This window comes from Sphingomonas sanguinis (assembly GCF_001476905.1).
Lineage (GTDB): Bacteria > Pseudomonadota > Alphaproteobacteria > Sphingomonadales > Sphingomonadaceae > Sphingomonas > Sphingomonas sanguinis_B.
On sequence record NZ_LDTE01000077.1, the window covers coordinates 42,924 to 57,257 of the forward strand.

The 14,334-nt window shown below is 66.7% G+C and carries 14 protein-coding genes; 7 read left to right on the top strand and 7 right to left on the bottom strand.

What is annotated here, in order from left to right:
- The first annotated feature begins 66 nt into the window (after nt 1-66).
- A complete protein-coding gene (locus tag SB4_RS12525) occupies nt 67-747 on the top strand; it encodes a response regulator transcription factor (RefSeq protein WP_058752826.1) in 681 nt (226 codons plus the stop codon).
- Entirely contained in the window at nt 738-2,099 is a 1,362-nt protein-coding gene (locus SB4_RS12530) for a sensor histidine kinase (protein ID WP_058752827.1), read from the top strand. Before SB4_RS12525 ends, SB4_RS12530 begins: the two co-directional genes overlap by 10 nt.
- Here SB4_RS12530 and SB4_RS12535 read toward each other — a convergent pair.
- Nucleotides 2,059-2,391: a hypothetical protein gene (locus tag SB4_RS12535; protein ID WP_058752848.1), complete on the bottom strand. Its 333-nt coding sequence runs from the start codon at nt 2,389-2,391 to the stop codon at nt 2,059-2,061. The two genes, SB4_RS12530 and SB4_RS12535, sit on opposite strands and share 41 nt — an antisense overlap.
- 214 nt (nt 2,392-2,605) lie before the next feature.
- On the opposite strand from SB4_RS12535, the gene SB4_RS12540 reads away from it, so the two are divergent.
- The 4 genes from SB4_RS12540 (at nt 2,606) to SB4_RS12555 (ending at nt 7,099) form a co-directional block, all read left to right on the top strand.
- Entirely contained in the window at nt 2,606-3,304 is a 699-nt protein-coding gene (locus tag SB4_RS12540; protein ID WP_241488609.1) for a phosphatase PAP2 family protein, read from the top strand.
- A 30-nt stretch (nt 3,305-3,334) separates the two neighbouring features.
- Nucleotides 3,335-5,866 carry a TonB-dependent receptor gene (locus SB4_RS12545; RefSeq protein ID WP_420893892.1) on the top strand — a complete coding sequence of 844 codons (2,532 nt, stop codon included), beginning with the start codon at nt 3,335-3,337 and terminating at the stop codon, nt 5,864-5,866.
- Nucleotides 5,867-6,068: 202 nt separating this feature from the next.
- Entirely contained in the window at nt 6,069-6,431 is a 363-nt protein-coding gene (locus SB4_RS12550; RefSeq protein ID WP_058732145.1) for a DUF6481 family protein, read from the top strand.
- Complete coding sequence (locus tag SB4_RS12555) at nt 6,428-7,099, top strand: spermidine synthase (RefSeq protein WP_058752830.1); 672 nt, start codon at nt 6,428-6,430, stop codon at nt 7,097-7,099. Before SB4_RS12550 ends, SB4_RS12555 begins: the two co-directional genes overlap by 4 nt.
- A gap of 113 nt (nt 7,100-7,212) precedes the next feature.
- On the opposite strand, the gene SB4_RS12560 is transcribed toward SB4_RS12555, so the two are convergent.
- The 6 genes from SB4_RS12560 to SB4_RS12585 all read right to left on the bottom strand — a co-directional run bounded on the left by SB4_RS12560 (nt 7,213) and on the right by SB4_RS12585 (nt 12,637).
- Nucleotides 7,213-7,401, bottom strand: a complete 189-nt coding sequence (locus SB4_RS12560) for a DUF4169 family protein (protein WP_058752831.1) — start codon at nt 7,399-7,401, stop codon at nt 7,213-7,215.
- Nucleotides 7,401-8,855: a phospholipase D-like domain-containing protein gene (locus SB4_RS12565; RefSeq protein WP_420893891.1), complete on the bottom strand. Its 1,455-nt coding sequence runs from the start codon at nt 8,853-8,855 to the stop codon at nt 7,401-7,403. Before SB4_RS12565 ends, SB4_RS12560 begins: the two co-directional genes overlap by 1 nt.
- Before the next feature lie 80 nt (nt 8,856-8,935).
- Nucleotides 8,936-9,970: a sulfate/molybdate ABC transporter ATP-binding protein gene (locus SB4_RS12570; RefSeq protein ID WP_058752832.1), complete on the bottom strand. Its 1,035-nt coding sequence runs from the start codon at nt 9,968-9,970 to the stop codon at nt 8,936-8,938.
- Entirely contained in the window at nt 9,967-10,812 is an 846-nt protein-coding gene (gene cysW / locus SB4_RS12575; RefSeq protein WP_058752850.1) for a sulfate ABC transporter permease subunit CysW, read from the bottom strand. The genes SB4_RS12570 and cysW overlap by 4 nt, the downstream gene beginning before the upstream one ends.
- Entirely contained in the window at nt 10,809-11,639 is an 831-nt protein-coding gene (gene cysT / locus SB4_RS12580) for a sulfate ABC transporter permease subunit CysT (protein WP_153006199.1), read from the bottom strand. Before cysT ends, cysW begins: the two co-directional genes overlap by 4 nt.
- A 5-nt stretch (nt 11,640-11,644) precedes the next feature.
- Entirely contained in the window at nt 11,645-12,637 is a 993-nt protein-coding gene (locus SB4_RS12585) for a sulfate ABC transporter substrate-binding protein (RefSeq protein ID WP_058752851.1), read from the bottom strand.
- Nucleotides 12,638-12,878: 241 nt separating this feature from the next.
- Between SB4_RS12585 and SB4_RS12590 the strand changes: the two genes are divergently transcribed.
- Nucleotides 12,879-14,318 carry an NAD-dependent succinate-semialdehyde dehydrogenase gene (locus SB4_RS12590; RefSeq protein WP_058752834.1) on the top strand — a complete coding sequence of 480 codons (1,440 nt, stop codon included), beginning with the start codon at nt 12,879-12,881 and terminating at the stop codon, nt 14,316-14,318.
- Nucleotides 14,319-14,334 lie beyond the last annotated feature (16 nt).

Sequence of the window (14,334 nt, forward strand, 5' to 3'; positions counted from 1 at the left end):
CGCGCTTTGCCTCATATCTGTCATGTCTGCGTGGCAGGGCCGGAGGCCTCAAACCATGGACCCGTCATGCGCCTGCTGATCGTCGAGGACGATCCCGTTATCGCCGATCAGATCACCCGCGGCTTGGGCTCGGCCGACCGGCAGTTGCACCTGGCACGGACCGGGGCCGAGGCGCTGCTCGCGCTGCAACAGGAACATTGGGATGCCATTGTGCTGGACCGGATGCTCCCCGACCTGAACGGCCTGTCGGTCATCGACCAGATAAGGCGTGATGGTCATGCGACGCCGATCCTGATGCTGAGCGCGCTGGGATCGGTGAAGGACCGTATCGAGGGGCTGGCGATCGGTGCAGACGATTATCTCGCCAAGCCTTTCGACATGGATGAACTCGCCGCCCGGATCGCCGCGATCAGCCGGCGCGGCACGGTGACGAGCGACAATCCCCGGCTCGAGGTCGGCGGCCTGCAACTCGATCCCAGCGGGCACCAGGCCCGGTTTCGCGACCGGGCCGTTGCGCTCAACCGGCGGCAATATTCGCTGCTCGCGCACCTGATGCGGCATGCCGACCGGCTCGTCACCCGCTCGATGCTGCTGGAGGGGGTATGGGGCTATGCCTTCGCCCCCACCGCCAATATCGTGGAAAGCAATCTCAGCCGGTTGCGCACGGCGTTGATGGGCATCGACTGCGACCCGATCGAGACGCAACGCGGCGCGGGCTATATCCTGCGGTCCGATCGATGCGTCTGACGATACGGCGCGGCCTGGGTCGGCTGCCCATCCAGGTCGGGCTGACCTTTACCGTGATGATGGCATTGGTCGGGGTGATCGGGTTCAGCGTGGCCGACACCTGGATCGCGCGCCGGGTTGACGCATCGCTGCACGCCCATGCGGCGAAATATCTGGGGCTGGGCCATGGCCAACCAGTGACCGATGCCATCGTCGCCGCGAAGATCGCCGACTGGCAGCAGCGCAAGGTGCTGAGCCAGCGGACCTATGTCCTGTTCGGCGCGGACGGCAGGCGGATCGCCGGGCGGCTGGACATCGCCCCGCCGCCGCTCGGTTATTCCAACGTCCGCTTCCACGCGGGCGGGCGGGCGACGCAGAAGGGGCGCGCGCTGGCGACGCGCCTGCCCAGCGGCAGCCTGCTCGTGATCGTCCAGCATAGCGAGGCGGGCGAATCGCTTCACGAACTCCTGCCCTGGGTCGTGGTCGCGCTGTCGCTGACGGCGGCGGTGACGGGGGTCGCGGTGACCCTGGTGTTCGCGCGGTTGATCGCGGTCCGGCTCGCCGCGACGCAGGAAACGGCGGACGCGATCGCGGGTGGCGACCTCAGCCGCCGCGTGCCGACGCAAGGGCTGGACGGCGTGTTCGCGGGACAGGCCGACAGCCTGAACCGGATGCTCGACCGCATGGACGATCTGGTCCGCACCCAGCGACTGTTCGCCAGCAATCTGGCGCATGACCTGCGCACCCCCCTCACCCGGCTGCGTGGCATCCTGCGCGGTGGGACGGACGATCCGACCGTGCTGGAGCGGGCGGAGCGCGAATGCGTCGCGATCATCCGCATCTTCGACGCGCTTCTAAGGCTGGCGGAGATCGAGGGCGGACGGCATCCGGTGGCACTCGCCCCACTCGATCTCGGCGCGCTGATCGAGGATGTCGCGGAGACGATGGAGCCGGTGCTGGCCGATCATGGCGGCACCCTGACGCTCGACGCCGGGGCGCGACCGATGGTGGCGGGCGATGCCGATCTGCTGGGGCAGATGCTGGTCAACCTGCTCGACAATGTGGTGACGCATACCCCGCCCGGCACCGCCGCGCGCCTGGCGCTGGCGTCGGACCGGGGGTTTGCGCGCATCACCGTGTCGGACAACGGCCCCGGCCTGGCCGAGCCCGACCGCGCCCGCGTGGTCCAGGCGTTCGAGCGCGCGGCACAGGCGGAAACGCGGGGCAGCGGCCTGGGGCTGGCGATCGTCCAGGCGATCGTCCGCTTCCATGGCGGCACGCTGGGGCTGGACGACGCCCGGCCGGGCCTTGCCGTCCAGATCGCGCTGCCGCTTAGGCCGCCCGGCGCCTGCGACGATTCCGCCGCCGGTTGAGCCACATCGTCAGATACATCCAGAAGCCCGAGCCCGCAAAGAACAGCAACGCGACACCGCCGCCGATGTTCAGCGCGATGCCGACCGGCCCCAGTGTCTCGCCCGAATGGATATGCTTGAACCAGCGATTCCAGCTTTTCATCCTGCTGGTCGGCGCAGGTTTGGCCGCCATAGCCACGCTCGGCGCCGGGCTGTCGAGCAGGTCGGTCGCCTGCGTCGCCAGTCCGGTCGCGGCGAGCAGCAACAGGAGGAGCGCGAACCAAGGGGCGAGCATATGGTGCCAACGGCGCATCGGACGAATATCCATGATCGGTGAAGCGTGGGCCGCCCTGACACCCGCAATGTGACAGTGCGGCGATGATTGCATTCTAAGTTTGCAATGTTGGCCAGCTTTGGCGGCGAACGCGATCCATTGTCACGGATCGGTCACGGACCAGACCTAGCGCGCCGCTCGACACGGTCGTGCCCCGACGGGAAGGGGCCGCCGACCAGTGGGGGGAACCAAGATGTCGATCCGAAATAGGATGCCGATCGCGATCGCGCTCGGCCTATGGGCGAGTGCTGCCCTGGCCAAGCATGACGGTCGCCCGGTGGCCGAACTGCTCGATCCCGCCGCCTTTGCGCCCGAGCGGATCGTCGCACCGCCGCCCGCCCCGGGCTCGGACGTGGCGAAGCAGGAACTGGCCTATCTGCGCGCGCTGCATCGGGCCGCGCCAGCCGAGCGCATCGCGCGCGCCGATGCCGATGGGCATGACAAGGGCCCCCATGCCTTCAACGCGGTGACGGGCCGCGACCTGACCGCCCTACCCGCCACCGCCGCGCTGCTCGCGCGGGTCGATGCCGAGACGGACGCGGTCGTCGATCGCGCCAAGGATCATTTCCGCCGCATCCGACCCTATCGCACCGATCCCACCCTGCCCCATTGCGGCAAGGGTAAGGGTGTCGACGATAGCTATCCCAGCGGCCACTCGGCGTTCGCCTGGTCAACCGGCTGGACGCTGGCGCAGCTGATGCCCGATCGCGCCGCCGCCATTCTCGGCCGGGCGCGCGACTATGCCGAGGGGCGGCAGATCTGCGCCGTCCACTATCCCTCCGACGTAGAGGCCGGGCACGCGCTGGGCCAGTTGATCGCCGACCACCTGCTCCACGATCCGCGTCTCGCCGATCAGGTCGCCGCCGCCCGCGCCGAACTCGCCCGCCGCTGAGCCCCATATTTTTCCTTCGAGGACCCGATGATGACCAAGCTTGCGTTCCGCGCGGCCCTGCTGGCCGCCACCTCACTCGCCCTGCCCACGCTGGCCCATGCCGATCCGGTGGGCGTCGCCGCAAACGATCCCACCAACGACCCGGCCACCCAGTCGACCACCGCCAACCAGGCGGGCCAGGCCAATGACAAGCAGGCGCTGACCACCTCCGACGTCATCGTCACTGGATCGCGCACCGCCGAGGCCGCGCCGCTCACCGCCTCGCTTACCACCACGCAGCCGCAATCGGCCGTCAGCCGCGACTATATCGAGAATATGGCCGCCACCGCCGATGTGAACGAACTGATCGCGCTGACCCCCGGCGTGTCGATCTCGGGCGCAGGCAACGGCTATGGCTTGTCGGAAACCAAGGCGACGATCCGGGGCTTCCAGGACGGCGAGTATAACGTCACCTACGACTCGATCCCCTTTGCCGACACCAACAACCCGACGCACCATTCGACGGCCTTCTTCCCGTCGAACACGATCGAGACGATCGTCGTCGATCGCGGCCCCGGCAATGCGAGCCAGCTTGGCCAAGCCAGCTATGGCGGCAACATCAACATGTATTCCCGCGCCGCGACCCCGGACTCGGAAGTGCGCGGCGAGGCGATCGTCGGCAACTGGAACACCTTTATCGGCCGTGCCCTGTTCCAGAGCGGCACGCTGGACAAGCTGGGCGGTGCGCGCGTCGTGCTGACCGGCCAGTACCTAACCTCGGATGGCGCGCTCAGCTATTCGCCGGTCGGCTCGAAGAACCTGTTCGGCAAGGCGGTGGTGCCGATCGGCAGCGCCGACACGCTGACCGTGATGAGCAGCTGGAACCGCAATTTCTATTACCAGTCGGACGTGCTGAAGGGCGCGACCTGCGGCAGCGCGGCGACCGATGCCTATAACGCCGCCAATCCCAAGGCGATCACGACCACCGCGCTGGGGGCCGATGGCCAGCCGCTGGGCCAGCTGACCGGACAGGGTTGCTCGGCCACCTCGCAGATTGGCCAATATGGGCTGAACTACGGCCTGGGCAACGATCCGACCCAGCATGACTATTGGCGGTACAATCGCACCGACAAGACGACCGACTTCTCGTATCTACGGCTGCAGAGCGACCTGGGCGGCGGGCTGACGCTCGACAACCGCGCGTACATGTACGGCTATACCAACAACACGCTGTCCGGGAATGGCAGTTCGTCCTTTGGCGTGCCCAAGGGCGGGACCCTGCCGGTGTTCCAGGTCAAGTCGACCGGCGTCGTCACCGGCTTCACCGGCGCGGGAACCGCCGCCTCGCCCTATACGGCCGTGACCAGCGCGACGGACGTGCTGGGCTATGACAAGCTCAACAAATATCGCGTCTTCGGCTATATCGGCCAGGCGGATTACGACTTCGGGTTCGGCAAGCTGCGGCTCGGCGGCTGGTATGAATATGCCGTCACCGACCGCCACAATTTCGATCTCGACCGCACGACAAACCAGCCGAGCTACAACGAAAAGTTCAGCAGCGGCACGGCGGCGACCAGCACGCTGCCGCCGATTTCGCAGGCGAACATCAATTTCGCGCAGCATTCGACTTGGCACCAGTATCAGCTGTTCGGCGAGGTCGAACTCCGCCCGGTCGACGGCGTGTCGATCACGCCGGGCGTCAAATACGTCCATTTCACGCGCGGCGTGGATGCGGTCCTGCAACAGAAGACCCGCACGCCGCTCGACCTCAGCGCGACCTGGACCAAGACGCTGCCGTTCCTGACCGCCAATTGGCTGGTGACGAACAGCTGGTCCTTCTATGGCCAGTACGCGCAGGGCATGTACGTGCCCGACCTGTCGAGCTTCTATTCCGCTTCGGGCCAGCTCGTCACCGCGCTCGATCAGCTGAAGCCGCAGACGACGACCAACTATCAGATCGGCACCGTCTGGCACGGGCATAGCGTCTCGCTGGACGTCGACGGCTATATCATCAATGTCGACAACAAGATCGGCACCTGCACCACGACAGGCTGCGACCAGACGCTGCTCGTGAACCAGGGCCAGGTCCGCTACAAGGGCGTCGAGGGGCAGCTGAGCGTCATGCCGATCCGGGGGCTGACCCTGTTCGGCAATGCCAGCTACAATCAGGCGCGCAGCATGCAGACCGATGCGCAGATCGGCAAGGCGCCGTTCAGCACGGCGGCGGCGGGCTTCATCTTTCGCCGGGACGGCTTTCGCGTCTCGTTCGACCAGAAATATACCGGGCCGCAATATGCCAATGATTACAATGGCAGCCCCGGCTTCCGCCTGTACCGTATCCGCCCCTACAGCATCGGTCAGTTCGCGATCAGCCAACAGGTCGAGGGCGGCCTGAAACTGGGTGTGACGGTCAACAACGTCTTCAACAGCCGCGCGGTGACTCAGATCGCGACCAGCAGCACGGGCGCACCGACCACGACGATCAACGGCACGAAATACCAGTCCGGCTATGGCCAGCTGGACCAGTTCAACTTCCTGCCGCCGCGCTCCTTCCTACTGACGGCGGGTATTTCCTTCCGCTGACGGGAGACGAGGAAGGCCGAAAGGTTGACAGATTTGAGGAAAACTCTATGGAAAGCGCTTCGGTGCGCTTGGGATGGGGCCGCTAGATAGCGGTTCTGCGTGATGTCTCCGGTGCGTTCACCAGTTTCTCCAACGGCCCCGCAGCGATGCGGGGCCGTTGTGCATTGGGCCTGTACGGCCCTCCCAATGGGATGAAGGATTGATGGCAGGATATAAGGTTCCCGGTTTCGCCGATCGTGCATCGGCCTCACGCGACGCCAAGGCCGCCGCATTGGAAAAACTGCGCAACAAGGCCGCGCCCGACCCGGCGGTCGTCGCCGCCCGCGCCGCCGCGCGCGAAGCGAAGGAAGCCGCCGAAGCCGAGCGTCGTGCCGCCCATAAGGCCGCGATCGAGCAGGAAAAGGCCGCCCGTGAGGAAGCCCGCGCCAAGGCACAGGCCGAGGCGGAAGCCGCCGCCGAGGCAGCGGCCGCCGCTGCGCGCCCGCCGGTGGTCCCCACCGCCGCCGAGTTGAAAGCCGCGCGCGACGCCCGCTACGCTGCTCGCAAGGCGCGCCAGGGCAAATGACCCCGCGCGAGCTGCTAGGCATCGCCGAGGTGCCCGGCGGCGAGCCCCTGCGGCTGTTCCGCCGGGGCAAGGACTTCATGATCGTGCTCGACCGCAACGAGCTGATGAGCACGCGGATGAGCGGCTCGGAAGTGGCGCTGGGCACGATGACCTGCGACCGGCTGGGCGGGCGCAGCGCGCCGCATCTGCTGATCGGCGGCTACGGCATGGGCTTTACCTTGCGCGCGGTGCTGGCTCGCCTGGGCCGCGATGCGCGGGTGACGGTGGCCGAGCTGGTCCCCGGCATCATCGAATGGGCGCGCGGCCCGATGGCCGAGGTGACCGCCGGGTGCCTGGACGATCCGCGCGTGACGCTGGCGATGGGCGATGTCGGCAACGCCATCTATGCGGGGCGCGGGACCTATGATGCCATCCTGCTCGATGTCGACAATGGCCCGGACGGACTGACTCGTCCGGCCAATGACGGGCTTTATTCCAATCGAGGCCTGGACGAGGCACGGGTCGCGCTGCGCCCCGGCGGGGTGCTGGCGATCTGGTCGGCGGCGCCTGACCCGGTCTTCACCCGCCGCCTTTCGCGCGCGGGCTTCCTGGTCGACGAAGTGAAGGTCCGCGCCCGCGAGAACGGCAAGGGCGCGACCCACACCATCTGGTTCGCCACGCCGCGGTGACACGCAATTCCTCCCCTGTAAGGGGAGGTGGCAGGGCGAAGCCCTGACGGAGGGGTGTCCCCCTATCGAGAGCGCGACACCCCTCCACCATGCTGCGCATGGTCCCCCTCCCCTTACAGGGGAGGAATATCCTCGCGCTTGGCCCCATCCAACTCCTTGCGAAGCCGCGTTTGCTCCAACGCATCGCGCTGCTTCTCGGCCTTGGTCCGTCCGAACCGCGCCCGGTTCTCCGCCGCCTGCTGCTCGGCGGCCTTGCGAGCCAGGCCTTTGCGCGCCTGGCGGAAGTTGACGACCTCCCCCATCAGCGCCGTCGCAGCCGCCGGAACAGCCCCTTGCGGCGGCTGAACGCCTCGAACATTTCGTCCGGCCCTTCCGGGTCGAGCACTTCATTGTCGGCCAGCCACTCCTCGACGCTCGACAGGTCCGGCACCTCATAGGGGCGAAGGCTGCGCCCTTCCCCGCCGCGCAGCACCTCGACGGCCGCGATCAGCGAGCCGGTCCGCGCGACGGTGGCGGTCACGGTTGCCGGCGGCACGCCCAGATGCTCGGCGAGCAGATCGTCGCGGATCGCCGCGATCCGCTGTCCGGTCTCACTTCCCGGCTCGACCGCGATGGCGAGATCGCATTCGGTGTCCAATCGCATTGAGCGGTTGTTGAGATTGGAGGAGCCCAGGCGGAACACCCGGTCGTCGGCGATCAGGATCTTGGCATGGCAATAGATCGCCTCGCCCCCCGCCGTGAAGGGATGATAGAGGCGCAACCGTCCATGTCGGTCCCGCCGCCGCAACGCCTCGACGAGCCTTGCGCGCGCCGTGTCCATCGCGATCGGCTCCAGCCAGCCTTGCGCAGTCAGCGGGTTGATGATGACGAACTCGGGACCATCCTCTTCGTCCAGCCGCCGGGCGATCGCCTCGGCCACGCGGCGCGAGGCGAAATACTGGCTCTCGATATAAACGTATCGCTCGGCCCGCGCGATCTGGGCGAGGAACAGCGCCTCATTCTCGTGCACCGGGGCCTGATCGTCCATCTCGGGCATGGTGCGGGCGATAGCGACCGGCTGGTCGATGAAGTCGGGCTCCAGCCCCTCGGGCCAGCAGCTGGCGCCCGGCACGGCGGGCCCCATCACTTTGCCCCCCGCCGCATGCCAGCGCTCACGGAACAGCTCGCCCAGCGCATGGGTGACGGGTCCCTCCACCGCGCTGATCGCGTCGTGCCAGGGCTTGTAAGGCTGGCCGCCGGGGCGCGTGCGGCCAGGATCGTCGTCGCGATGCTCGCGCGTGTCCCAACGCTCGCTGGTCATGTCGATGCCGCCGCAAAAGGCGAGCTGGTCGTCGATGATGACGATCTTCTGGTGGTGCGACGCGGCGATGGGGTGATGACCGTCCAGCTTGGTATGGATGCGGTCATGCGCCATCCACTTCAGCACGGTGAAGAAGGTCCGCCCCCGGAACAGCGACTTGATCGCCCCGGTATCCCAGCGGAGCAGGAATATCTCAAGCTCGGGCTGGCGCTGGACCAGCGAATAGATGAAGTCGCCGACCGTCTCGCCCGGCGCCTCGTCATGGTCGAGGACGATGCGCGCGTCGAAGTCCCAGCCGATCAGCAGGATTTGGCGCCGGGCGTTGAGCATTGCCCGCCGGGCCATGCGGAAATATTTCTCGGCATCGATGATGACCGCCATCCGGTCGGCCTGCTCGATCCGCCAGCATTCCTGTCCGACCTTCAACGACGATCTCCCCATGTCCGCGCGCGTCATGCCCCGGCGATCCCGCGCTGGCAAATGGCGAAACGGGGGCCGGTGCGTAAACGTTGCGACCGTCCAAACACAGATGGCGTTCAGAAGATGCGATAGCGGACGGGTCGGATCGACAGGGACTGGCCCGGCGTCGCTTCGGTCGAGACGGGCAGGTCAAACGTCAGCGGCTCGGGCACACCGGCGAGCTCGGCAGTGATCCGGCGGGAACGGCCGATCGGGCGGCTGGCCAGCACCAGGATCGACAGCGCATCCGCGGCGTCGGGTTCGGCCAGTTCGACGTCGTGCGGGCGGATATGGATTTCACCCTCACCCTGCCCTCGCGCCTCGTCGGCGACGGTGGCGAGCTGCGCGCCGATCACTGCTGCACCGGCTTGGCGGGTGACGGGCAGCCGGTTGGTCTCACCGATGAACGAGGAGACGAAAGCGGTGGCGGGCGCGCCCTGCACCTCGGCGGGCGTTCCCACCTGCTCGATCACGCCGCCGCGCATCACGACGATGCGGTCGGCGATCTCCAGCGCCTCTTCCTGGTCGTGCGTGACGAAGATCGAGGTCAGGCCCGTGTCGTCATGAATCCGCCGCAGCCAGCCGCGCAGATCCTTGCGCACTTGGGCGTCGAGCGCGCCGAACGGCTCATCGAGCAGCAGCAGGCGCGGCTCGATGGCCAGGGCGCGGGCGAGCGCGACGCGCTGGCGCTGGCCACCCGACAGCTGCGCGGGGTAGCGGTCGCCCAGTTGCGGCAGCTGGATCAGTTCCAGCAGCTCGGCGACCTTGGCCGCAATCACCGCCTTGGCTGGCCGGTCGCGCCGCTTGCGGACCGTCAGGCCGAAGGCGATGTTCTGGGCCACCGTCATATGGCGGAACAGCGCATAATTCTGGAAGACGAAGCCGATTTGGCGCTCGGCCGCGGGCGTGCCGGTCATGTCCTGCCCATCGAACAGGACATGACCCTCATCGGCGAAGTCCAGCCCGGCGATGGTCCGCAACAGCGTCGTCTTGCCCGAACCCGAGGGGCCGAGTAGCGCCAGGAACTCACCCGGTTTCGTCTCCAGCGTCACGCGGTCCAACGCGGTGAAGCCCCCGAACCGACGGGAAATATTCTCGACAACGATGCTCAATGCGCGGCTCCCGCCCGGTGGATGCCGAAACGCCATTCCAGCACGGTCTTCACTCCCAAGGTCACCAGCGCGAGCGAGGCGAGCAGAGACGCCACCGCGAACGCGCCGACAAAGTCATATTCATTGTACAGGATCTCGACATGCAGCGGCATGGTGTTGGTCAGCCCTCGGATATGCCCCGACACCACCGACACCGCGCCGAACTCGCCCATCGCGCGGGCATTGCAGAGCAGAACGCCATAAAGCAGCCCCCAGCGGATATTGGGCAGCGTGACATGCCAGAAGGTCTGCCACCCGTTTGCGCCCAGCGACCGTGCCGCCTCCTCGTCGTCGCGCCCCTGTTCGGCCATGAGCGGGATCAGCTCCCGCGCAACGAAGGGAAAGGTCACGAAGACGGTCGCCAGCACGATGCCCGGCACCGCGAAGATGATCCGCACGCCATGCGCCGTCAGCCATGGCCCCAGCCAGCCCTGCGCCCCGAAGAGCAGTACGAAGATCAGGCCCGATACCACCGGCGACACCGAGAAAGGAAGATCAATCAAGGAGATAAGAAGGCTTTTTCCGCGAAAGTCGAACTTGGCGATGGCCCAGGACGCCGCGACGCCGAACACGGCATTGACGGGCACGGCAATGGCCGCGACCAGCAGGGTCAGGCGGATCGCCGCCAGTGCATCCGGGTCGACCAGCGCGTCGACAAAGACCTGCCATCCCTTGGCAAGGCCACCTGCAAACACCATGACAAGTGGTAGAAAAAGAAACAGCGCCAGGAGCACGAAGCCCAAACCGATCAAGGCCCGGCGTGCCCAGGGGCTTTCGACGGTGGTGGGGTTGGTGCCGCTCATCGCGTCCCCCGCTTGGCGCGCCACGCCTGGAGCAGATTGACCACCAACAGCATCGCGAAGGACAGAACCAGCATCACGCAAGCGATGGCCGTCGCGCCGTCATAATCGAACTGTTCCAACTGTGTGATGATCAGCAGCGGCGCGATTTCGGAATGAAAGGGCTTGTTGCCCGCGATGAAGATAATCGACCCATATTCACCCACGCCGCGCGCAAAGGCGAGCGCGAAGCCGGTCAGCAGTGCGGGTGTGATCGCGGGCAGGATGATCCGGGCGAAGGTCTGAAGACGCGACGCCCCCAAGGTCGCGGCGGCCTCCTCTACGTCACGGCCCAGATCGGCCAGAACCGGCTGAACCGAGCGAACAATGAATGGCAAGCCAATGAAAACAAGGGCAATCGCGACACCAAACGGCGTATAGGCCACCTTGACGCCCAATGGTGCGAGCAGCGACCCGACCCAGCCATTGTCCGAGTACAGCGCCACCAGCGCGATACCCGCCACCGCCGTGGGTAGCGCGAATGGCAGATCCACCGCCGCGTCGATCAGCTTCTTGCCGGGAAAATCATAGCGCACGAGAATCCAGGCGATCAGCAACCCGAACATCGCATTGACCGCCGCCGCCGCCAGCGCCGCGCCGAAGCTGAGGCGATAGGCGGCGAGCGCCCGAGGCGAAAGCCCGGCCGCGGCAAAGCCTTCCCACCCCATGCCCGCCGCACGGATGACCAGCGCGGACAGGGGCAGCAGGACGATCAGGCCGAGCCAGAACAGGGTCATCCCCATGGTCAGGCCAAAACCGGGCAGCGCCGAGCGGCGCTTCGTTCCGAACACCGCGATCAGCGCCGCGTGCCGCCGGCATAGATGGCGTCGAACACCCCGCCATCGGCGAAGAACCGCTTCTGCGCCGCGCCCCAGCCGCCGAAATCCTTGATCGTCACCATATCGACCTTGGGAAAGGTCGCTGCATATTTGGCGAGCACCGCCTGGTCGCGCGGACGGTAGAAGTTACGCGCAGCGATTTCCTGCCCTTCCGGCGTGTAGAGGAATTTCAGATACTCGGTCGCGGCCTGTTCGGTGCCATGCGCCTTGGCATTGGCGTCGACCACCGCGACCGGCGGCTCGGCCAGGATCGAGATGGAAGGCACCACGATGTCGAACTTGCCCGCACCCAGTTCCTTTTCGGACAGCAAGGCCTCATTCTCCCAAGCGATCAGCACGTCGCCCAGCACCCGCTCGACAAAGGTCGTGGTCGCCCCGCGCGCGCCCGAGTCCAGCACCGGCACATGGGCGTAGAGGCTGGCGACATATTGCTGCGCCGCCGCGTCCGATCCGCCCGCCTTCTTGCCATAGGCCCAGGCCGCCAGGAAATTCCACCGCGCGCCGCCGCTCGTCTTGGGGCTGGGCGTGATGACCTGCACACCCGGCTTCACCAGATCGGCCCAGTCGCGAATGCCCTTGGGATTGCCCTTGCGCACCAGGAACACGATGGTCGAGGTGTATGGCGAGCTATTGTCGGGCAGACGGCTCTGCCAATTGGCGGGCAGCAGCTTGGCGCGCTCGGCAATGGCGTCGATGTCATAGGCCAGCGCCAGCGTCACCACATCGGCGGACAGCCCGTCGATCACCGATCGCGACTGTTTGCCCGATCCGCCATGGCTCATGCGGAACGAGACGGTCTTGCCGGTCTTGGCCTGATAGTCCTTGGCGAAGGCGGCGTTGACGTCCTTGTACAGCTCGCGCGTCGGATCATAGCTGACGTTCAGCAGCTCGACCGTGCCCTTGCCGTTGCCTCCGCCTGAGCAGCCGGACAGGCCAATCGTACCGATCATCAAGGCGGCCATCATGGCCGGAAATGGTGCTCGCATCTGGACCCGTCCCTTTCGTTTCGCCGCACACCCTATCTCGATCCCCCCGATAGGAAATGCCGGAAAGCTTGGGACGCACAAAGCCCTGCTTTTGCTCCCCCGATCCCGACAGACGCCCTGTTTGGCACGACCAACTCTTGTAACGGCACGGATGAGGGACGATCTTCCGCCCGCATCAATCGCTTACCATTGTGAAAGGACGCGCATGACCGCCCCTAATTTCGACGTGAAAACCGGCCTGTATATCGGCGGCGAATGGCTGGGTGCGGAAGGGCGCGAGACCCAAGCGGTGCTGAACCCCGCCACCGGCCAAGCGCTCGGCGATCTGCCGCTGGCCACCACCGCCGATATGGACCGCGCATTGGAGGCCGCCGCGCGCGGCTTCGAGCAGTGGCGCAAGACCGCGCCGCAGGAGCGCGCCGCCGTGCTGCTTCGCACCGCTGCGCTGGTGCGCGAGCGCGCCGAAGAACTCGCCACCCTCGCCACGCTGGAGGAAGGCAAGCCGATCGTCGAGGCGCGTGGCGAGGTCGCCGCGACCGCCGCGCTGCTGGAATTCCATGCGGGCGAGGCGGTCCGCATCTATGGCCGCGTGCTGCCGCGTCCGACCGGCACGCGCTCGCTGGTGCTGCACCAGCCGGTCGGCCCAGTCGCGGCCTTCTGTGCCTGGAACTTCCCGGTCATGAACCCGGTGCGTAAGATCTCGCCCGCCATCGCGGCGGGGTGCTCGGTCATCCTGAAGCCCAGCGAGGAAACTCCCGCCAGCGCCATCGCGATCATGCGCTGCTTCCAGGATGCGGGCCTGCCGGGCGACGTCGCCCAGTTGGTCTTCGGTGTGCCCGATGCGGTGTCGCGCCACCTGCTCGCCTCGCCGGTGACCCGCAAGCTCAGCTTCACCGGATCGGTGCCGGTCGGCAAGCATCTGCTCAAGCTCGCCGCCGACACGGTGATGAAGTCGACTATGGAACTGGGCGGGCACGGCCCCGTGCTGGTGTTCGACGATTGCGATCTCGACAAGACGCTCGATACGCTCGTCACCCACAAGTTCCGCAATGCGGGCCAGGTGTGCGTCGCCCCCACCCGCTTCCATGTGCAGGAAGGCATCTATGAGCGCTTCGCCAAGGGCTTTGCCGAGCGCGCCGCCGCGCTGAAGATCGGTGACGGTCTGTCCAATGACACGCAGATGGGCCCGATGGCCAATCCGCGCCGCCCCGAGGCTATCGGTGCGATGATCGAGGACGCGGTGAAGAACGGCGCGCGCAAGCTGACCGGCGGCGAAGCCCAAGGCGGTGACGGCTTCTTCTTCACGCCCACCGTGCTCGCCGATGTGTCGCTTGATGCCAAGGCGATGAACGAAGAGCCGTTCGGCCCGATCGCGCTGATCCGTCCCTTTGCCACCACCGAGGACGCCATCGCGGAAGCCAACCGCCTGCCCTTCGGTCTGGGTGCCTATTGCTTCACCGAGAATGGCCGCCGCCAGAACCAGCTGGGCGACGAGATCGAGGCGGGCATGATCGCGATCAACACCGTGCGCCTCAGCTGGGGCGACGCGCCGTTCGGCGGGGTCAAGGAAAGCGGCTATGGCTCGGAAGATGGCCCCGAAGGCATCGCCAACCATATGATCACCAAGGCGGTTCACATCGCCTGATGCCCCGAAGGCCCGG

Coding starts and splice junctions, on each gene's coding strand:
- SB4_RS12525 (WP_058752826.1), top strand. CDS start 67: ATGCGCCTGCTGATCGTCGAGGACGATCCCGTTATCGCCGATCAGATC.
- SB4_RS12530 (WP_058752827.1), top strand. CDS start 738: ATGCGTCTGACGATACGGCGCGGCCTGGGTCGGCTGCCCATCCAGGTC.
- SB4_RS12535 (WP_058752848.1), bottom strand. CDS start 2,391: ATGCGCCGTTGGCACCATATGCTCGCCCCTTGGTTCGCGCTCCTCCTG.
- SB4_RS12540 (WP_241488609.1), top strand. CDS start 2,606: ATGTCGATCCGAAATAGGATGCCGATCGCGATCGCGCTCGGCCTATGG.
- SB4_RS12545 (WP_420893892.1), top strand. CDS start 3,335: ATGACCAAGCTTGCGTTCCGCGCGGCCCTGCTGGCCGCCACCTCACTC.
- SB4_RS12550 (WP_058732145.1), top strand. CDS start 6,069: ATGGCAGGATATAAGGTTCCCGGTTTCGCCGATCGTGCATCGGCCTCA.
- SB4_RS12555 (WP_058752830.1), top strand. CDS start 6,428: ATGACCCCGCGCGAGCTGCTAGGCATCGCCGAGGTGCCCGGCGGCGAG.
- SB4_RS12560 (WP_058752831.1), bottom strand. CDS start 7,401: ATGGGGGAGGTCGTCAACTTCCGCCAGGCGCGCAAAGGCCTGGCTCGC.
- SB4_RS12565 (WP_420893891.1), bottom strand. CDS start 8,855: ATGACGCGCGCGGACATGGGGAGATCGTCGTTGAAGGTCGGACAGGAA.
- cysW (WP_058752850.1), bottom strand. CDS start 10,812: ATGAGCGGCACCAACCCCACCACCGTCGAAAGCCCCTGGGCACGCCGG.
- SB4_RS12585 (WP_058752851.1), bottom strand. CDS start 12,637: ATGATCGGTACGATTGGCCTGTCCGGCTGCTCAGGCGGAGGCAACGGC.
- SB4_RS12590 (WP_058752834.1), top strand. CDS start 12,879: ATGACCGCCCCTAATTTCGACGTGAAAACCGGCCTGTATATCGGCGGC.